Below are 18,760 nucleotides of genomic sequence, written 5' to 3' on the forward strand. Positions count from 1 at the left end.
AGCCATCGATACCAACGACCTCAATCAGCCCGGCGCATCAAGGCCGATGTCGAGAGTGGGAGCGCTGTGCGTGCACCAGCCGACCGAGATCAGGTCGACGCCGGATGCGGCAATTGCAGCAGCGGTCGCGAGTGTGATCCGGCCCGACGCTTCGGTAATCGCTCGACCACCGACGATATCAACCGCTTCGCGAAGCTGCGCCGGCGTCATATTATCGAGCAGGACGGCATCGACACCGATATCCATGGCCTGGCGAAGCTGATCAAGCGTATCGACCTCAACCTCGATCTTCACCATATGGCCGACGCCAGCCCTGGCAAGGCGGATCGCTTCCGCTACGCCGCCTGCGATCGCCACGTGGTTGTCCTTGATCAGAACCGCATCGGAGAGCGCAAACCGGTGGTTCATGCCTCCCCCGGCCCGCACGGCATATTTTTCCAGTGCGCGCAGGCCGGGCGTAGTTTTACGAGAGCAGGCGATCGACGCTTTCGTACCGCTCACGGCGGCAACCAGCCCAGCGGTTACCGTCGCGATTCCGGAGAGATGACCGAGAAAATTCAGCGCCGTTCGTTCACCGGTCAGCAATCCACGCGACGGGCCGCTGACCGTAGCGATCACATCGCCGGCCTTGACTGCTGCACCATCCGGCAGATGGCGCGCGAGCGAGATCGCCGGATCGACGAGCGCGAAGGCAAGTTCCGCGGCGTCGAGCCCGGCAATCACGCCGGGCTGCCGCGCCACCATCACCAGCGACGAGTGGTGATCGGCCGGTATGACCGCAGCCGAGGTAATGTCGCCTGCGAGGCCAAGATCCTCCCCGAGTGCGGTTCGCACAATCGGCTCGATGACGAGGCGCGGGAGGGGGGAAAGGATCATGTCAGGCACTCCGGGCAAGAGAATGTGTGGCGTTGCGGGCAATTTCGATTGCAGCGGCAAGGGTCTTCGTCTGCCGCTCTGCGACCGCGAGCTTCAACGGAAAATCGGTACGCGCATGCGCCCCGCGCGTTTCCGTACGCAGCATTGCGAATACTGCTATCAGCAAGCCGACAATCGCGGGATCGGCGCTCGAGCCATCGGCTTCGACCAGCGGCAGAAGCGCAGCGATCGCCCCGTGCAGTGCTCCGCCATTGCGCAGAACGCCAAGGTGACGCGACACGATCGATCGCGTGGCAGATATGTCAACGGGCGGCGGAAGGACACTCACGACAGGCGTGACGCGCAGTGGGCCTGTACCGCGAACGTCCCGCGCCGCCCGCATGCCCATGACAGCGGCCTCAAGCAACGAATTGCTGGCGAGCCTGTTCGCGCCGTGCAACCCCGTCGAAGCCGCCTCGCCGACGACCCACAGGCCGGACACCGAGCTGCTGCCGTTCCGGTCCGTCGCAACGCCGCCCATGTGGTAGTGCGCAGCCGGCCGCACAGGAATGAGTTGGCGTGCCGGATCGATGCCAGCCTCTCGGCACAGTCTATGGATCGTGGGAAAGCGGGAACCAAACCGATCGCCAAGGGCGCGACGGGCGTCGAGAAACACCCGTTTCCCGCAGGACAGCTCGGCGCTGACAGCCCGCGCAACGACATCGCGAGGCGCCAACTCGGCACCGTCGATGCCAGACATGAAACGATCGCCCCTGTCGTTGACCAGAATCGCTCCCTCGCCGCGCACCGCCTCGCTGACCAGAGCCAGCGGTCGGCGCGGCGAATCGAGACCGGTCGGATGGAACTGCACGAATTCCATGTCGGCAAGTGTTGCGCCCGCCCTCGCCGCCAGCGCGATCCCCTGGCCAAAATTGGACACTGGATTGGTCGTGGCGTCAAAGAGGCCACCAATGCCACCGGTCGCCAACACCACCCTGGACGTTCGGATGACAGCAGTGCCGCCCCCCTTCGCCATGACCAGACCTGTGATCGAGGGACCATCGGTCAACAGAGCACGCACATCCGACCGGTCGAAAACCTTTATCGAGGGTGTGTTCAGGACGACCCGCACCAGCGCATCGACGATTGCAGCCCCCGAGCCGTCACCGGCAGCGTGGACAATCCGGCGCCGCGAATGCGCCGCCTCGAGACCAAACAACAGCTCGCCCGCGGCATTCCGGTCGAAACGAACACCTGCGCCTTCCAGTGCGGCGACGACATCCGGCGCCTCGGCTATGATGCCGGCGGCCACCTGCGGGTCGCACAACCCGTCGCCGGCGGCAATCGTGTCGGTCAGATGAAGATCGACGCTGTCGTCGGCTCCGAGGCACGCGGCAATCCCGCCTTGCGCCCAGGCGCTTGATGTCTCCCCGCCGAGCGCAGCGCGTGTGACGATGACGACAGGCTGCGGCGCGAGCGTCAGCGCCGTCACCAACCCGGCCAGTCCACTGCCGACTATCACCACGTGGTCTGCAAACGCGTCGAGGATCGCCGTCATATCGAGAGCATCCTCTCGACAGCACGGCGCGCGGCAACCGCCACAGCCGGATCGACCGCAACTTCGTGACGATTGTACTCGAGCGCCTCGCGGATATTGGCAAGCGTGATACGCTTCATGTGCGGGCAGAGATTGCACGGCCGAATGAATTCAACATTCGGGTGGTGGACCGCGACGTTGTCGCTCATCGAGCATTCGGTAAGCAACACCACGCGCGAGGGCTGCTTTCGCGCGACGAAGTCCGACATGACCGCCGTGGAGCCGGCGAAATCGGCCGCGGCCACGACATCTGGCGGACACTCCGGATGCGCGAGCACCGTGACGCCGGGATAGTTCTCTCGCAACTGCCGGATGTCGTCTGCCGTGAAGAGTTCGTGCACCTCGCAGTGTCCGTGCCAGGCCAGGATTTCGACATTCGTTTCCCGCGCAACGTTGCGGGCAAGGTATTCGTCCGGGATCATCAGCACGCGCGGAACGCCGAGCGACTCGACGACCTGCTTGGCGTTTCCGGAGGTGCAGCAAATATCGGAGGCCGCCTTCACCGCCGCGGATGTGTTGACATAAGTGATGATCGGCACGCCAGGATGGGCTTGGCGCAACAGCTCGACATCCGCGGGCGTGATGGAGTCGGCGAGCGAACAGCCCGCCGCCATATCCGGGATTAGCACGGTTTTTGTCGGGTTGAGGAGCTTTGCCGTCTCCGCCATGAAGTGCACGCCGGCAAGCACGATCACGTCGGCATCGACGTCAATCGCCTTGCGTGCCAACGCCAGGCTATCGCCGACGATATCGGCAACACCGTGGAAGATCTCCGGTGTCTGGTAGTTGTGGGCCAGGATCACGGCGTTGCGCCGGCGCTTCAACTCAAGGATCGCCGCGACATCGTCCTCGAAGGACAGCCACTCGGCTTTGGGGATGACACGCTGGACGCGGTCATAGAGCGAGGATGCGGACAGGCGATGGTTCATAGCCGACTCCTATTTATGCTCTATTTGAGCATATTAAGAGCAAATAGATATTCTCGTAGTGAGCATATGTCAATTGCGAGAGAGCGGCAATTTTGACCCGGCAAGCGATCGCTCTTCAAGGATAGCGTGTCGATAGCGGAAAAGCTTCGCTGGCCGGCCACCGGTCTCGCTTGTCGTATCGCCGGTCTCCTCGACCAGTTCCTGTTGCTCCACCAACCTGCGGAAGTTCTGCTTGTGCAGCGTCAGGCCGGCAAGGGCCTCGACGGTGCGTTGCAGCTGCAGCAGCGTGAAACTCTCCGGCATCAACTCGAAGACGACGGGGCGGTACTTGATCTTGGCGCGCAGTCGCGCGATGCCGGTGGCAAGGATGCGCCGATGATCGGCAAACATGGAGCGACCCGGACCGCTCTCGGAGCCAGCCTCCGGAACAAGACCAGCCTCATAAAGCAGTTCATAGCGTTGCAGCACCAGATCCTCGTTCCACGCGGCGTTGCCAAGACCGAAGGCGAAGGCCACGCGGCGCGCTCGCTCCTCGCGCCGATCCAGATCCCGGCCCGCCCATTCCATGAGGCTGGGCTCTATGCCCCTCAGAATAGCGGGCTTGCCCAATCGCCAGTCTTCCCATGGAAAATACTCGTACCAGCCATGCCAGCCCGGCCGACCGCCGCCGGGCGCCGCCTGCTCGCGCACCAGGCCGAGATAGCTGATGGAAATCGTTCTGCCACCGAGGATCTCGTTGTTCCGGTCCCGGTCTGCGAAGGTATAGAGCTGCTCCAGATAACCGAGCGGGTGGGCTGTCTGCTCCTGCACCCACTCCCTGAGTCCGCTTTGCAGCGTGCGATGCCCCATCTCAAACGATCCGGAAGGCAGAGCCACTCCAGAGCGAATGGTCATGACACGCGGCTCGCCGCCCGTCACCGCCGCAAGCACAGCTATCAATTCTGCGTGAGCAAATCCGATCGTCAAGGCAGATGCGAATCCTGTTGTTATCGAACAGGCAATCTCTGGCACATGGAATCCATGCACGAAAGCCTAACCGTGCCATCGCTGTCTGCATTTTTGTCAAGCGCTTTACAGGCGCTGCAAAATCCGGAGGGAATTGCCCAACACGCCCGGCACCTCAGCGTTTGTCGGGACCCGCAACCGCGTACCCGGCTACGATCTATGGTTGATCGCGACGGTGGCAAGAAATGTGACGACGCAACCAGACGCCGTGTGCCTGAACGATTAATCTTCAATGTGTTGCCAACGGAACAACACCCGGCGACAAAAAACGAATCAACACAATTGATCCGTTCAAATATCTCCGTTAGGTTGTTCACTGGTATAATAGTCGCGCAACAACCGGCGTCGAAAGGACAAGGCGATGACAGACGGGCCCCATGCAGTTGATGTTCACGTCGGAAAGACAATCCGTATCAAGCGCCTCATGCGCAAAGTCTCGCAGACCGAGCTTGGCGACCGGGTTGGTGTAACGTTCCAACAGATTCAAAAGTACGAAAAGGGCTCCAACCGCGTTTCAGCCAGCATGCTGGTAGAAATTGCCGGCGCACTTGACGTAGACGTTCGCACATTCTTCGAAGATATGGCGCACGGTACCGCGAACGACAATCCGACACCCAGCGAAGAATTTGTCGTCTCGCGTGACGGCGTGCTTTTGAACGCCGCCTTTCTGTCGATCAAGAACGAGCAAATCCGTAAGAAGATCGTAAAGCTCGTACAGGCAATTGCTACGATGGACGATATCGACGTCGACGTTTCCGAATAGGCGACCGGTCTCAAGATACCCCCGCTCTGACGGTCAATGGCAGTCGATGAGGACCAGATTGTTGCTGGCGTCTTTCATTGCCATCTGCGTCTTTGTGCCTATCAGCTTCTCGAGATTGACGTCGAGTTCCCGTTCCGGGTCGATGCCATCCCAATCGATGACGACCTGAAGAAGAGCCATGTTGGTCAAGTGTGTCAGATTGTTCAACTTGAGCTTCTGGGCTTCATCTTTTGCGGCCGACAACAACCGGAATATCCTGGCGTACTCGCTGCCAGTGCCTTCGTCCCTCGTCTGTATGTTCATTTCATTTCGCCTTCCCTGATCGCCCCCAAGGCTTCTCTGGAGACATCATTCAGCGTCGGCGTTATTCAAGCGTTACAGGCGTGACATTGCTCGCCATCTCGGCGCGCAGTGTCTCCCAATGCGAGGTTGCGGCAAAGCCCCAGTGGCGCTCGCCAACGGCAAACTCCGCGTCCTGCAGGTACTGTAGAACACGGTCGGCATCCTGCCGCTTGCGCTCGATCTTGCCTGCCCGGATAGAACGCAATATCTCCTTGGCCCGGCTTTCGCTTGCAAAGGCACAACCTTCGACGGCCTTGGGATAGGTCCGCTCGGAAAAATGAAGCGATCGGCCCGCAAGCAGAAGCATCTTATGCTCGCCGAGCGAAAGATCGCCATGCCGAAACAGGGCGTCGATGGTCGGCTGAAAATCCACCCACGGGATCGAAAGCGGCAACCAGCCGAGTTCCTCCGGCGCATGCACCAGCGCAACGGCCTCGTCATCGATCAATCGACCGTCGGCGTAGTCCTCATAGATCGTTCCGAGCCCTATCATGCCGAAAGCGGCGCACTCAGCGGCGCGCAGCGCGCCCATGCTGGCGCCACCGACCACGATCACGTCCCGCTGCAGCGCATAGAGGATTTCCTTGTGCCACACCGAGGGGACTTCGCCGAAGTATCCGTCAACGATGCCGATCGCACTCGCCCCATCCTGCACGGCCTGCAATATATCGCCGCGCGCCGCCGGCCCGCGAAATTCGATCGAGGGATTTTCGGCGCGAAGCTTGCCCATATCCGCCCCGAAGCTCGGACCTGCGAAAATCACCTTCATTGTGCTACTCCCTGCATTGCGCTGACGGCGCGCAATCCGAGTTGAATGAACTCCCCGCTGACATCCACCTCAAGACCTGGAACAATGACGCGGACGACCGAGACAGGAAGGCGTGGATGCGGCAGAGGCACCGCCACAACCTGTTCGATCCCCCTCGCCCGGAGGCGAGCGATGATGTGGTGGATGTTTTCCTGGATGCTGCGCTGTGACGGCTCGGCGCTAAAGCTTGGGGCGACAGGAGCCTCCCCGCAAAGATCGATCAGCTGCTGCATCGGCCCATTGGCATCGAGCCGCTGGTAAAGCCGTGGCGAGAAGTCGTCGCGACTGCCGGCAATCGCCGTTAGTCGGCTCTGCGCCGCTTCGGTAATTGCACGAAGTGCTGCGCGCACCGGGTCCGGATGGCACCCGCACCCGCCGCAGACATGCGTCCAGCGAGCATCGACGCGATCGCCAAGATTGTCTGGCACGATAACAGCAAGAAAACTCGGGACGCCGATATCCGTCGTCATGTCGAGCAGCAACAGGCGCATGCCGGCGCGCTTGATACGGTCGACGATGATGTCGAGAACCGCATCACCGAACACGGCCGGGTCGACGCGCGCGCCACGCAGCTGCTCAAAGGGCCTCAGCTGGGTCAGCGCCCAGGCGTCACGCTCGACCAGTTCGCAAAGGCCGTGCAGCACCGCTTCGGCAGGCCGGTTTCCGGACGCAAGGCCGTCGCTCGACTGCTCGAAGCCGGATGGTCGCACGCCGCGATGGTCAAGCCCGACAAGCGACCAGGGAACGAAAACCGGGCGGTTCGTGACAATATCCAGGCCCTCGCACCACGAAATCGGTTCGGCGCCGATTTCGGACGGAACGCAACGGGCAACCGAATCAAGGTCGATGATGGGTGCTCGCTCGGCCCGCATGCCGTCGACCGTTGCGACGATCAGATCGCTTGGTTGAATTTCGGCAACACGCGTTTCCACCGCCTCCATGGCCGCCGACGTCATTGCCGCTTCTTCGTCTATACCCTTCCCCTGGAAGACCGAGAGCGTGTAGCTGTTCGGCCTAGTAGCGAAGGCGACGGGAATTTCCAAAAGGTCCAGCGCTGTCAGCAGGCCGACGCGGGTGATGCCGAGTTCGGCGAAGTGAGGTTTGATCGCCGCGAATGTCTGCCCAGGCGTCAGCGAGCGGTCGTGGTACGTGTTGACGCCGGCCGATGAATGGCTGAGATCCTCTACCATGCGCTCAAGTGTGGACTGGACAGACATTCGCATCGATCTCAACGGAACTTCAGTGCGTGGACGATGCTGGCCGTTGCGTTCGTGTCGAACTGCACGGATTCCTGCTTCAGGACCGCTTGTGCCGCTGCCGAGAGGCGCACTGCTGTCGGCTTGATCTGTGTGGTCGTCATTGTTTCATCTCCTGTTGGAAGCAGTGTTGCACTGCGGACAGGAAGATGATGCACATATGGCGTTATTCCGGCGTGACTGAGATCGGCGCCAAAGCGGCGCCACCGGCACCGAATATGTAATGCTTTAGGACAGTCCCGCCATGCGAAGCCCGTCAATCAGCTGGCGGGTGTCGTCGGGCTTCCGATCGGGTACAAATTTCCAGACGTCATCAGTGCGGAAATCCGGAAAATTATCGAGCACGATCGCGGCATAATGCTCCGCCGTCTTCAAATCGCCGTTCTTGGCATGCGCTGCGGCGAGAAGCCGCGATGTAGCCGGGCGATCCTTGACGCGATCCAGAACTTCGATCGCCTTTGCATAGTTTTCCTGGACGAAATGGATGCCCCCGAGGTTCCAGTAGTAGTAGTCGGGCGGGAGCGGGTTCAGCTTGAGCGCCGCCAGGCTGAGCTCTAGCGCCCGCTCGGTCTGCCCGTCGTGCAACAGCGCATCAGCGTGATCTGCCAGAATGTCGGCATCGTTGGGATTGAGCATCTGCGCTTCGGCAAAGAAATCGAGACTGTCGTCGAAACGGCGTCGATAAAGCGCCACGAAGCCCAATTCGCGCATCGCCCGGCCGCTGTTCGGATCGCTGTCGCGTGCGAGCCAGGCCGAACGATCGGCCTCCTCCAGAAGTTCCGTATCCTTCATGCCGCGCACCAGCCACTCCATGCCAAGCACACGCGCCATTCCCGCATGCGCCGACGAGAACCTGTCATGCCGCACAAGCGCGGACTTGAACCATTTGCGCGCTTGGCGCAGATGCTGCAGGTCGGTTTTCGAAACGAGCCGCTTCCCCTCCAGATACAGGCGGTAGGCCGATGGATTGACATCATGCATCATGTCCACCAGCTCACGTCGCTCGATGGTGTCGGCAAGCGTCATCACGATGCGCCGCGCAAGCTGGCCAAAGGATTGGTTCAGCTTCTGCATGGCAAGCGGGAGGTCTATCGCCCAGAGCACTTCGGCGGTCGACGTCTTTGTAAGCCGGCAGCTCGCGCAGATATCATCCTCGCGGCCGTGGATCGTCACGTAAACGGTGTAGTCGAAACGCAGCTCCTGCGGCGTCGGCTGGATGGCGCCGCCGGCGAGGTTGCGGGTGAGGATCTCGACACTGGTATGGGCTGCGATGACCTTGAAGCCTCGCTGCTGGCTCAGGCCGATCGTCACATCCTCCAATAGCGCACGGCCGACGCGCTGCAACAGCGGATCGGACAACATGGTCTCTGGCGGCAGGATAAGTACGCGCGGCTGACCCACCGGGTCGAGCAGCGGGCCAGCCTGCGGAGCAACAGCCAATGCGGCCGGAGCAATGATGCCGAGTTCCCGAGCGAGGGCCTGGGTCGCGACATCGGGCTCAGCGCCATACTCGGCCTTTAATTCGTTGCGGCAACGGAAATAGGCCTGACGCGCAGCTCCGGCATCACCAGCGTCTGCGTGTGCTCGCATGAGAGCGCGGCATCCAACTTCATGCGCTGGGTCGCCCTCGACAAGCAGTCCGGCGAGCAGCAGGATTTCCGCCGAGGTGCGCTTGTCCGCCGCTTCCAGCAGCCCGACGATATGGGCGTCGCGACGCTCGGCAATACGCTGGCGCTCGACGGTGATGCGCTCGTCGGCTTCGATCGTCGGGGCCTTGAAACCCTCCAGAAGGTCGCCCTTCAGCAAGCCCCAGCTTGCTGGTGCCAGCGGCGGCGCGGTGTCCCGCAAAAGCAAAAGATCGGCGTCCCAGCCCTCATCGTTGAACAGAACGTGCGTGTTCGTCGCTTTGATTAGGCGCGGCAGGTGGTCCGCAACACTGCGATCGATACGCGCAAGAAGTTGACGCAGGCTGCCGGCGCGCTGCTTGGACAGATCAGACTGCCAGAGGATGCCCCGCACGATCTCGCGTTCCATGGAAAACTGCGGCGAGGTTACAAGAAGAGCCAGCAGCGCATAGGCCTTTTCAGGCAACGCAATTTCATGCCCATCCGCGAAGAGCGCAGACGTTCCGAGCAAGCGAAGGAGGCGGCCTTGTTTACCTGCCGATGTCACGGGCAACTCGCGATTGGATATTCCAACGCGAGTATAAGGAGAAACGATCGCAACGCAAAAGGATAATGCCGACTCGGTTGAATTTTTCAACCATTGGATGCTTCAAGCATTTGCCGTCAGCTTCCCCAATACAACCTTCTCCCGTCGCGAAAAGCCAGCTCGACGCCGAGCCCGCGAAACGCGCCGATCAAAGCGTAAAAAAGAAAACGCCGGCCTCTCGGCCGGCGTTTTCAAAGCAATTATCGGAGCTACCCTTAGGCGGCAACCGAAGCCGAACCCGAAAGCGGAACTTCCGAAATTGTCTTCAGAACCTGCGAAGCGATCTGGTAGGGGTCGCCCTGAGAGTTCGGGCGGCGGTCTTCCAGATAGCCCTTGTAGTCGTTCTTGACGAACGAATGCGGTACGCGGATCGAAGCACCGCGGTCGGCCACGCCGTAGGAGAACTTGTTCCACGGAGCCGTCTCGTGCTTGCCGGTCAGACGCTTGTCGTTGTCTGGTCCGTAGACGGCGATGTGATCCATCAGGTTCTTGTCGAACTGCGCCATCAGGGCTTCGAAATATTCTTTGCCGCCGACTTCGCGCATGTACTTGGTCGAGAAGTTGCAGTGCATGCCCGAACCGTTCCAGTCGGTGTCGCCGAGCGGCTTGCAGTGATACTCGATGTCGATGCCGTACTTTTCAGTCAGGCGCTGCAGCAGGTAGCGAGCCATCCAGATTTCGTCGGCTGCCTTCTTGGAGCCCTTGCCGAAGATCTGGAATTCCCACTGGCCCTTGGCCACTTCGGCGTTGATGCCCTCATGGTTGATGCCGGCAGCGAGGCAGAGGTCGAGGTGCTCTTCGACGATTTCGCGCGCGACATCGCCGACGTTCGAATAGCCGACGCCTGTATAGTACGGACCCTGCGGAGCCGGGTAGCCCTGCTCTGGGAAGCCGAGCGGACGGCCGTTCTGGTAGAAGAAGTATTCCTGCTCGAAACCGAACCAGGTGCCTTCGTCGTCAAGAATGGTGGCACGGGAGTTGGATGCATGCGGGGTGACGCCATCCGGCATCATGACTTCGCACATGACGAGAACGCCGTTGGTGCGGGCCGGATCCGGATAGATCGCAACCGGCTTCAGAACGCAGTCAGAGCTGCGGCCTTCAGCCTGCATGGTCGAGCTACCGTCAAAGCCCCACAGCGGAAGCTGCTCAAGCGCCGGAAAAGCGTCGAATTCCTTGACCTGCGTTTTACCGCGGAGATTTGGTACCGGTGTGTACCCGTCGAGCCAGATGTACTCGAGCTTATACTTTGTCATTTGCGAGTCTCTCAAACATAAGGTGTGAGCAAATCCTCAAGCGAATGTGACTGCCGAAGCGATCACAGCCGCGAAGGGATAAGGTCTGCAATGCACATGGCGTGCCAGTTTGCCTGCGGCGGCTCACAAGGCTGCCGCAGGCAAAAGCCAAGGAAGGGCCGATCGTCCCTGAAAAGCAGGTTTTGCGTTTGCGGAACTGATAGCGGACTCAATCAGTTAGTAGGCATAGGAATTTTGCCAGGCGCAGCACTTTTCCTGGCCATCAAGCTTGAGAGGTGACCGCAACATTTTTCTGCACCAAACGCCATTTGACGTATTTTTATGCATATGACGCTTTTATGGACTTTATGAAAATCTGATATAAACGTCAGCAAACCGAAGTGCTTATATTTCAAACAAATATTGCACTTTTTTCAATCATTTCGCGCAAACTCTGTGCATCTGTGATATGTACTCATCAGCGCTAAGGAGCGTTACTTGGTTTGGAGGCATTAAATGGCCACTGGTACGCATCACGGATCAGCAACGATCTACACCTTCCCCGGCGGGCGCTTTACGTCCGCGCGTCTCCGTCAAAAAGCCGAGCTCGAGAAGGATATCGTACACTCGGTTTACGATAGCTGCTGGTATCATGAAGAGGCAATGAAGGAAGCTGACGCGCCGGCAAAGCCGAAATTCGCGCCTCGGATCATTGACTGAATCCAATCTCCTCCTCCGTTCGTCCGCTTGCCCGGCTGGATAGGCGTGTTCTTGAGATCAGCTGACGGACCGTCACCGCGTTTGGCTCAACGGTTTCGCACAGTCTTCAAATTCAACCGATCTTGCGCAACAACCACACTCGCGTCATGAGAGAGTTCGAAGATCGAGTTCGGGCGCAGTCATGACGAAGAAAGATATCGCGATCATCGGCGGTGGCCCGGCGGGCCTGATGGCCGCTGAAATATTGTCATCAGCAGGCCACCAGGTCACCGTCTACGAGGCGATGCCGACAGTTGCGCGCAAATTTCTTCTTGCTGGCAAATCCGGTCTGAACATCACCCATTCCGAAGACTATGATCGCTTCGCGACGCGGTTCGGGGCATCGTCCGACCGCCTGCGCCGTGCGCTCGACGCCTTCACCCCGGATAAGGTCAGGACCTGGGCCGAAGGTCTTGGCACCGAAACGTTCGTGGGGTCCTCGGGACGTGTGTTTCCAGTGGTCATGAAAGCCTCTCCGCTTCTTCGTGCCTGGCTGAGGCGTCTTGATGCCCAGGGGGTGAAAGTCCTCACCCGCCACCGCTGGATCGGTTTTTCCGGAGACGGCTATCTCGTCGAAGCAACTGACGGCCGAAAGGTCGTCCACCCCGATGCGGCGCTCCTGGCGCTCGGCGGGGAAAGCTGGCCGCGTCTCGGCTCCGACGGACGTTGGACACCCTGGCTGAAGGAACGGGGTATTGCCATCGAGGGTTTCCAGCCGGCAAATTGCGGTTTTGACGTCAGCTGGAGCGAAGCCTTCAGACAGCGTTTTGCTGGCGAGCCGGTCAAATCGGTGCTGGCGACCTCCTCCGCGGGGGCGATCTCCGGAGAGTTCGTCATCACAAGGCACGGCATCGAAGGCAGCCTTGTGTATGCTCACGCCCACGCGCTTAGGGAAGAGTTGGCAGCGGGCGGAAAGGCCGCTCTAGAAATTGACCTGGCGCCTGGGCGCACGCACGAACGTCTCATGCGGGACCTTGGTCGGCAGGATCCCAAGGCAAGCATGGCAAGCCGACTGCGCAAAGGTGCCGGCATCGACGGCGTCAAGGCGAACCTGCTGCGCGAAATGGCCGGCAACCTCGACCTCAGCGATCCCGGCCAGCTCACGGGCCTGATCAAAGCCCTGCCGATTCCCGTTCAGCGGCCGCGGCCAATCGCTGAAGCGATCTCCTCGGCGGGCGGCATCGGATGGGACGAAATCGACGAGACCTACATGCTCAAGGCGTTGCCCGGCCTTTTTGTCGCTGGTGAAATGATCGACTGGGAAGCGCCGACGGGCGGTTACCTGCTGACCGCCTGCTTCGCCACCGGGCGTGCCGCGGCACACGGGATCGAAGCTTGGCTCGGGCCGCGATGACGGCTCAATCAGCCGCCCATAGTCCGTAGTCAACTCGACGAGCCTGCCTTGCGCGCTGCGGCGAGATTGCCGGATACAGCTGTACCGAGAAACATGGTGTCGCTTGCGAGAATGAAGAAGCTGATGCCTGCTCCTCGCCACCTGCCGATATCGTCGGGCGATGGCCGGAAAATGCCCACGGCGCGGCCCGTGTTTAGAGCCGCCGACGTGATCGCCCCGATAGCCTGGTCCAACTTTTCATGGCCAGCCGGTCCGAGCGCGTCGATCGAAACAGACAGATCACCGGGACCGATGAAAATCAGGTCGACGCCGTCGACGGCGACGATTTCCTCGATATTGGCCAGCCCCTCGGCGGTCTCGACCTGTATCGCCAGCACCAGTGTCTCGTTTGCCTTCGCCAGATAGGTCGGGATACGGTAGCCGTAACCCGCCGCTCGCCCAGGGCCAACGCCGCGGTTGCCGATCGGTGGATAGCGCGTGGCGGACACTGCCGCCCTCGCCTGTTCGGCAGTCGAAACCCTTGGCACGAGGACGCCCGACGCCCCGGCGTCGAGCACCGCCGCAATGGCTTCCGGCGCATGACCGGGAACGCGCACTATCGCCGGCACCGCATGCACGTCCGCCGCGCGCACCAGATCCTCGATACGCTCGCGCCCGATCTGGGCATGTTCCCAGTCGATGCAGATGAAATCGGGAGCGGCCTGCGCCATCACCTCGATGGCCACCGGATGCGGGATCGCCGAAAAGGTGCCGACAAGCAGCGACCGGTCGAGGCACTTCGTGCGAAAATCACTCATCTAGAATCTCCGGTCGGTTCTGGTGGCCCGTAAAATAAAAGGTTTAAACATAAAGCAAATTGCCCTCAAGCCGAAAACATGGTCAATCTGAGGCAGAAGCAGCACCAGACTGCGCAATACAATGAGGGAGGAATATCGTGAAACAGCATCCGCTCAAGGGGGCAAACCCTATCAAGCTCGGTGTTTTCTCCACCAACGCCGATGGCGGTCTTGCGATCACGGATGTCCCCGAGCGCTGGACCGCTGGCTGGGCCGACAATCTGACCGCCGCCCAGATCGCCGATCGCGCCGGTCTAGAATTCCTACTTCCAATTGCCCGCTGGCGTGGCTTCGGTGGCAAGAACCGCGTCCGAGAGTGGTCCTTCGAGACGTTTACGTGGGCAGCAGCCCTTGCGGCGTCGACCGAACAGATCGGGCTGTTCATGACCGTGCACGTGCCGCTGGTCCATCCGCTCTATGCCGCAAAGGCGCTGGCAACGGTCGATCATGTCAGCGGCGGACGGGCGGGTTTGAACATCGTCTGCGGTTGGAACCCCAAGGAATTTGCGATGTTCGGCACGTCGCTGGTTGAAAGGGGATATGATCAGGCGAACGAATGGCTGCAGGTTCTGGAGCAAGCGTATGTGTCGGATACACCGTTTGACTACGATGGCACCTATTACAAGCTGAAGGAGGCAATCAGCCGACCGGCAAGCCTGCAGACGCCACGTCCAGTTACGATGAACGCAGCGTTCGGCGGACCCGGACGCGATTTCGCGGCAAGGAACTGCGACTATCTGTTCACGACTTTCACCGAGATCGCCGACGCGGGCAAGCATGTCGCCGACATACGTGCCCGCGCCCAAAGCATCCAGCGCGAGGTCGGCGTGTATACCGTATGCCACGTGGTGTGCCGGGAGACGCAAGCCGAGGCGGACGACTACTATCAGCGCTATGCCGTTGCGCTGGCCGATCACGAAGCGGTCGATGTCCACATGGCCGGCAAGAAAGAGTTCTCGCAGTCGCACGATCGCGAGGCCTACGATCGCTACCGGCAGCGCTTTGCCGGCGGTGCGGGCAGCTATCCGCTGGTCGGCACACCCGAACGCATTGTCGAAGACATGATCGCCATTTCAAAGCAGGGTTACGCCGGTATCGCGCTCTCCTTCGTCAACTATACGCAGGAACTGCCCTTCTTCTGCGATCGCGTTCTGCCACTGCTGAGGCAAGCCGGCTACCGACAATGAGCGACCAAACGGAGCTTGAAGAGCGGCTTCAAGCGCGGATAGATTGATCGCCCGGATCGAATCTCCACGGCAGGAAGAATAGGATAGTGCGGATGGCCCTTGGCCCTGTTTCATCACGGACGACGATCCAGGAGGCGGTTTACCAGCAACTCCGCAGCGCTTTGATGGGGGGAAGGTTCGACCCGGGGCAAACGTTGACGATAGCCTCGCTCGCCGAAACATTCGGCACCAGCAATATGCCGGTCCGCGAGGCTTTGCGACGCCTCGCGGCAGAAAATGCGCTCGAAGTTGCACCGAACGGCTCGGCACGCATTCCGCCGGTGACCGCTGCGAGGCTGGACGATCTTGCGCGCGCCCGCATCGCTGTCGAGGGTCTTGCCACCGAGCTCGGCGGTCCACGGCTGTCACCCGCCGACATGACCCTGCTCGAAACGATCATTGATCAGCAGCATGCCACGGCCCGAGAGAACATTTATGAGCTCATCGACATGAACCAGCGCTTCCACTTCACCATCTACCGGGCGTCGGGATCCGAAGTTCTTTTGCAGTTGATCGATACACTGTGGCTTCGGCTCGGTCCCTACATGCGCTTGCTCGCGGGCTCCGTAGGCCCGTTGATCCAGAAAGGCGAGCTCGATCCGGCGGGGTTCCACGGCGTCATCATCGAGGCATTGAAGAGCGGGGATTTTGTCGGCGCGAGGCAGGCAGTCGGCAACGACATTCGCCACACGCATGAAATTCTTCGGAATTTTTGCGGTGGAAACGGCAACTAAACCTCAGCCACACATCGTCGAAATGGCTCTGAACGGAGGCCCGTCCAAAATTAGTTGAACTGTCAAATATTTTGTGATCAAATGATCAAATGTTGGCGCGAGGTGCACTCAGAGCAGCGTCAGTCAGGCGATGGCATTGCAGGAGCGACCATGAGCGTATCGGTTTCCACCAAGAGTTTTACTGGCCAGAACAGCTTCCCCGTCGACGAAGTTCGCGCCATGTTCCCTTCCATCCAGAAGGCTGGGGACTTCATCTTTCTCGACAATGCCGGTGGTGCACAGGTTCCCCAGGCTGTCGTTGACGCGGTAGCGAACCATCTCGTCGACTTCAACGTTCAGCGGATGGCAAAGTACCAGCATAGCCAGGGCGTCGACCGAAATCTCGATGAGGCCCGCGAAACCGTGGCACTTCTCGTCAATGCCTATCGCCCTGAAGAAATCTCCTTCGGCCTCAATGCGACGTCCTTCATCCGCCTGGTCAGCCTCGGCATTGCCAAGATGCTTCAGGAACGCAACGAGATCGTCGTCACGGACATGGATCATGACGCCAATATCGCCACCTGGCTTGCGCTGGAAGCGGACGGCGCCAAGGTCGTATGGTGGCGCATGCGCGACGACGGCACCTTGCACGTCGAGGATCTGAAGCCGCTCCTGAACGACAGGACCCGCCTTGTCGCCTGCACGGTCACGGCGCATTCGATCGGCACCATCGTCGACGTCGAGGCCGTGGGGAAACTCGCGCACGCCGCCGGCGCGGAGGTGTTTCTGGATTGCGTCCACTACGGTCCGCATGGCCTGATGGATGTTCAGGCTTGGGATTGCGACTATCTGGTTTGCTCCGGGTACAAGAATTTTTCCCCACACATGGGTTTCCTGTGGGGACGCTATGATGCGCTCTGCAAGCTTCCAACGTTCAAGGAAGACTTCATTCCTGACGTACCGCCCTACAAGATCGAAGTGGGCACGTTCACCTACGAGAACGTCGCAGGCATGAACGCCGCGGTGAAGTATCTCGAGGCCCTCGGCCGCCGCTTCCTGTCCGGCGCCGGCCATTCGCGCCGCGAAGCGCTGGCGGCGGCAATGGGTGCGATCCGCGAGTATGAACTGACCCTGTCGCGCGACATGATAGCCGTCCTCAAGAAGCACGGCGCCGTGATCTACGGGGTCTCCGACGAAGAGCGGTTGTCACAGCGCGTTCCGACCATCTGTTTCAACATTCCCGGCATCACGCCACAGCAGATCGCCGCGGACATGGGAGAGGCGGGCATCGGCTTGCGCGACGGTCATATGTTTGCGCCACGGCTGATGAAACGGCTTGGCTTGTCGATGGAACAAGGCGCCATCCGCGTCTCGCTCGTTCATTACAACAAGACCGAGGAGATCGGCCGGTTCGACAAAGTGCTGGGCGAGATTCTTGCAAAACGGAAAGTTTAACGGCAAGCCGCTGACGACAAAACCATCTCGGGCGCAACAAGACCTTTGAAACTTAAAATTTCTCTTGAATTGCGCCCGACTTCGAATAACGTTTTTAGCCGGGCGTTGATCTTTGCTTGTGAGGCAGGAGGCGTCCGCTCAGAGCTGTAAGGACTGATTCTTGTCTTTTTTGCCGCCACCCCTTTCTGCGGAAACAGCGAAGGCTCGCCATGCTTTCGAAGGAATCCGCGCGCAGATTCGCGATCTCAGAACCGAAAACATAGCAGCGCTGGCAATGCGTGCCCGCGAGCTCGGGGATGTCATCCCGCTCTGGTATGGCGAAGGCGACATGGTGACGCCGGCCTTCATCCGGGACGCCGCCAAGGCAGCACTGGATGAAGGCTCGACCTTCTACATTCCGAACATGCGTGGCCTCGATGCGCTCAATCAGGCGCTCAGCCGATATCAGTCAGACCTGCACGGCCGCCCAATTCCGGTCGAGCGGACGACTGTGGCGCCTAGCGGCATGCAGGCGCTCTATATTGCCCTGCAGCTTCTCGTCGATATCGGCACGAATGTCGTTTATGTCGCGCCGCAATGGCCGAACATCCACAATGCCATCCATCTGATCGGCGGCGAACCGCGCCCTGTTTCGCTCGACTTCGATACCGATTGGCGCCTCGATCTCGACAAGCTCTTTGCGGCCTGCGATGCCCGCACGCGGGCGATCTTCCTGTCGACCCCATCCAATCCCACCGGCTGGACGGCAAGCGCCGCCGAGATGCAGGCACTTCTGGAATTCAGCCGTCGCACCGGCATCTGGATCATATCGGATGAGGTCTACGGTCGGCTATATTTCGAGGGCAACGTCGCGCCCTCGATCCTCCAGATTGCCGACGACAGCGACCGCGTGATCTCGATCAACAGCTTCTCCAAGGCCTGGGCGATGACCGGCTGGCGGATAGGCTGGCTATCTCATCCGTCAGGGATTGCCGATCAACTGGCGGCCATGACGCAGTATATGAACAGTGGCACGGCGGGCATGATCCAGGCCGGCGCCGTTGCAGCCCTCACCGACGGCGAGCCGCTTGTGGCGGAAATCCGCGGTAAGGCGAAAGCCGGTCTCGACCTTGCCTACGAGCGCCTTGGCGGGATTCCGGGCATGATCCTTCCCGACAAGCCACGGGGTGGCATGTATGCGTTCTTTGCGCTCGAGGGTCGCGCCGATGCGCGGGAGGCCTGCGCGGATATTCTCGAGAAGGCCCGCGTGGGTCTGGCGCCGGGTCATCTCTTCGGCAATTCTTCCGCGGCTTTCCTGCGCATGTGCGTATTCCGCGACATCGAACAGATAGGGATTGCGCTCGATCGCATGGTCGACGCGATGACATGACGTTCCGCCACAAGGCGGAACGGGAAATACCGGCGCCGGCGAGATCC

Annotated in this window: 18 protein-coding genes; 7 read left to right on the top strand and 11 right to left on the bottom strand. The window is 60.4% G+C overall.

Annotated elements, in window-relative coordinates; genetic code table 11:
• Window positions 1-24: 24 nt before the first annotated feature.
• The 4 genes from nadC to ASC90_RS24290 all read right to left on the bottom strand — a co-directional run bounded on the left by nadC (window position 25) and on the right by ASC90_RS24290 (window position 4,347).
• Window positions 25-876, bottom strand: coding sequence for a carboxylating nicotinate-nucleotide diphosphorylase (nadC, locus tag ASC90_RS24275; protein WP_056546151.1), 852 nt, complete (start codon window positions 874-876; stop codon window positions 25-27).
• Window position 877: 1 nt separating this feature from the next.
• A complete protein-coding gene (locus ASC90_RS24280) occupies window positions 878-2,413 on the bottom strand; it encodes an L-aspartate oxidase (RefSeq protein WP_056546153.1) in 1,536 nt (511 codons plus the stop codon).
• Entirely contained in the window at window positions 2,410-3,381 is a 972-nt protein-coding gene (nadA, locus tag ASC90_RS24285; protein ID WP_056546155.1) for a quinolinate synthase NadA, read from the bottom strand. The genes ASC90_RS24280 and nadA overlap by 4 nt, the downstream gene beginning before the upstream one ends.
• 69 nt (window positions 3,382-3,450) lie before the next feature.
• A complete protein-coding gene (locus ASC90_RS24290) occupies window positions 3,451-4,347 on the bottom strand; it encodes a hypothetical protein (protein WP_056546157.1) in 897 nt (298 codons plus the stop codon).
• A 400-nt stretch (window positions 4,348-4,747) separates the two neighbouring features.
• Between ASC90_RS24290 and ASC90_RS24295 the strand changes: the two genes are divergently transcribed.
• Window positions 4,748-5,149 carry a helix-turn-helix transcriptional regulator gene (locus ASC90_RS24295; RefSeq protein WP_056546159.1) on the top strand — a complete coding sequence of 134 codons (402 nt, stop codon included), beginning with the start codon at window positions 4,748-4,750 and terminating at the stop codon, window positions 5,147-5,149.
• Window positions 5,150-5,182: 33 nt separating this feature from the next.
• Here the strand turns inward: ASC90_RS24295 and ASC90_RS24300 are convergent, their stop codons facing one another.
• The 6 genes from ASC90_RS24300 to ASC90_RS24320 form a co-directional block, all read right to left on the bottom strand.
• Complete coding sequence (locus tag ASC90_RS24300) at window positions 5,183-5,452, bottom strand: hypothetical protein (RefSeq protein ID WP_056546161.1); 270 nt, start codon at window positions 5,450-5,452, stop codon at window positions 5,183-5,185.
• 61 nt (window positions 5,453-5,513) lie between these two features.
• Window positions 5,514-6,260, bottom strand: coding sequence for a TfuA-like protein (locus ASC90_RS24305; protein WP_056546163.1), 747 nt, complete (start codon window positions 6,258-6,260; stop codon window positions 5,514-5,516).
• Window positions 6,257-7,516, bottom strand: coding sequence for a YcaO-like family protein (locus tag ASC90_RS24310; RefSeq protein ID WP_056546165.1), 1,260 nt, complete (start codon window positions 7,514-7,516; stop codon window positions 6,257-6,259). The genes ASC90_RS24305 and ASC90_RS24310 overlap by 4 nt, the downstream gene beginning before the upstream one ends.
• 11 nt (window positions 7,517-7,527) lie before the next feature.
• Window positions 7,528-7,659 carry a hypothetical protein gene (locus ASC90_RS30320; protein WP_280138342.1) on the bottom strand — a complete coding sequence of 44 codons (132 nt, stop codon included), beginning with the start codon at window positions 7,657-7,659 and terminating at the stop codon, window positions 7,528-7,530.
• 124 nt (window positions 7,660-7,783) lie between these two features.
• Entirely contained in the window at window positions 7,784-9,727 is a 1,944-nt protein-coding gene (locus tag ASC90_RS24315; protein ID WP_082520043.1) for a BTAD domain-containing putative transcriptional regulator, read from the bottom strand.
• 254 nt (window positions 9,728-9,981) lie between these two features.
• Entirely contained in the window at window positions 9,982-11,022 is a 1,041-nt protein-coding gene (locus ASC90_RS24320; RefSeq protein WP_056546167.1) for a glutamine synthetase beta-grasp domain-containing protein, read from the bottom strand.
• 495 nt (window positions 11,023-11,517) lie between these two features.
• Here ASC90_RS24320 and ASC90_RS24325 point away from each other — a divergent pair, with 495 nt between their 5' ends.
• Both ASC90_RS24325 and ASC90_RS24330 read left to right on the top strand, forming a co-directional pair.
• Window positions 11,518-11,721, top strand: a complete 204-nt coding sequence (locus ASC90_RS24325; protein WP_056546169.1) for a DUF2735 domain-containing protein — start codon at window positions 11,518-11,520, stop codon at window positions 11,719-11,721.
• A gap of 181 nt (window positions 11,722-11,902) precedes the next feature.
• On the top strand, window positions 11,903-13,114 hold the full coding sequence (locus ASC90_RS24330) for a TIGR03862 family flavoprotein (RefSeq protein ID WP_056546170.1): 1,212 nt from the start codon (window positions 11,903-11,905) through the stop codon (window positions 13,112-13,114).
• A gap of 29 nt (window positions 13,115-13,143) precedes the next feature.
• On the opposite strand, the gene ASC90_RS24335 is transcribed toward ASC90_RS24330, so the two are convergent.
• On the bottom strand, window positions 13,144-13,911 hold the full coding sequence (locus ASC90_RS24335; protein WP_056546172.1) for an aldolase/citrate lyase family protein: 768 nt from the start codon (window positions 13,909-13,911) through the stop codon (window positions 13,144-13,146).
• Window positions 13,912-14,045: 134 nt separating this feature from the next.
• On the opposite strand from ASC90_RS24335, the gene ASC90_RS24340 reads away from it, so the two are divergent.
• From ASC90_RS24340 to ASC90_RS24355, 4 genes are all read left to right on the top strand, one after another.
• Window positions 14,046-15,137 carry an LLM class flavin-dependent oxidoreductase gene (locus ASC90_RS24340; RefSeq protein ID WP_056546174.1) on the top strand — a complete coding sequence of 364 codons (1,092 nt, stop codon included), beginning with the start codon at window positions 14,046-14,048 and terminating at the stop codon, window positions 15,135-15,137.
• Between the two features lie 92 nt (window positions 15,138-15,229).
• A complete protein-coding gene (locus ASC90_RS24345; protein WP_056546175.1) occupies window positions 15,230-15,910 on the top strand; it encodes a GntR family transcriptional regulator in 681 nt (226 codons plus the stop codon).
• A gap of 150 nt (window positions 15,911-16,060) precedes the next feature.
• The gene (locus ASC90_RS24350) at window positions 16,061-17,344 is read left to right on the top strand and encodes a cysteine desulfurase-like protein (protein WP_056546177.1); all 1,284 of its coding nucleotides are present in this window, start codon (window positions 16,061-16,063) and stop codon (window positions 17,342-17,344) included.
• Window positions 17,345-17,504: 160 nt separating this feature from the next.
• Window positions 17,505-18,713, top strand: coding sequence for a pyridoxal phosphate-dependent aminotransferase (locus ASC90_RS24355; RefSeq protein WP_056546179.1), 1,209 nt, complete (start codon window positions 17,505-17,507; stop codon window positions 18,711-18,713).
• The last annotated feature ends 47 nt before the right edge of the window (window positions 18,714-18,760 follow it).

Origin of the sequence: Rhizobium sp. Root1220, from assembly GCF_001426265.1 — a bacterium.
Lineage (GTDB): Bacteria > Pseudomonadota > Alphaproteobacteria > Rhizobiales > Rhizobiaceae > Rhizobium.

Coding starts and splice junctions, on each gene's coding strand:
- ASC90_RS24305 (WP_056546163.1), bottom strand. CDS start 6,260: ATGAAGGTGATTTTCGCAGGTCCGAGCTTCGGGGCGGATATGGGCAAG.
- ASC90_RS24295 (WP_056546159.1), top strand. CDS start 4,748: ATGACAGACGGGCCCCATGCAGTTGATGTTCACGTCGGAAAGACAATC.
- ASC90_RS24320 (WP_056546167.1), bottom strand. CDS start 11,022: ATGACAAAGTATAAGCTCGAGTACATCTGGCTCGACGGGTACACACCG.
- ASC90_RS24300 (WP_056546161.1), bottom strand. CDS start 5,452: ATGAACATACAGACGAGGGACGAAGGCACTGGCAGCGAGTACGCCAGG.
- ASC90_RS24325 (WP_056546169.1), top strand. CDS start 11,518: ATGGCCACTGGTACGCATCACGGATCAGCAACGATCTACACCTTCCCC.
- ASC90_RS24345 (WP_056546175.1), top strand. CDS start 15,230: ATGGCCCTTGGCCCTGTTTCATCACGGACGACGATCCAGGAGGCGGTT.
- ASC90_RS24350 (WP_056546177.1), top strand. CDS start 16,061: ATGAGCGTATCGGTTTCCACCAAGAGTTTTACTGGCCAGAACAGCTTC.
- ASC90_RS24335 (WP_056546172.1), bottom strand. CDS start 13,911: ATGAGTGATTTTCGCACGAAGTGCCTCGACCGGTCGCTGCTTGTCGGC.
- ASC90_RS30320 (WP_280138342.1), bottom strand. CDS start 7,659: ATGACGACCACACAGATCAAGCCGACAGCAGTGCGCCTCTCGGCAGCG.
- nadA (WP_056546155.1), bottom strand. CDS start 3,381: ATGAACCATCGCCTGTCCGCATCCTCGCTCTATGACCGCGTCCAGCGT.
- ASC90_RS24310 (WP_056546165.1), bottom strand. CDS start 7,516: ATGTCTGTCCAGTCCACACTTGAGCGCATGGTAGAGGATCTCAGCCAT.
- ASC90_RS24330 (WP_056546170.1), top strand. CDS start 11,903: ATGACGAAGAAAGATATCGCGATCATCGGCGGTGGCCCGGCGGGCCTG.
- nadC (WP_056546151.1), bottom strand. CDS start 876: ATGATCCTTTCCCCCCTCCCGCGCCTCGTCATCGAGCCGATTGTGCGA.
- ASC90_RS24280 (WP_056546153.1), bottom strand. CDS start 2,413: ATGACGGCGATCCTCGACGCGTTTGCAGACCACGTGGTGATAGTCGGC.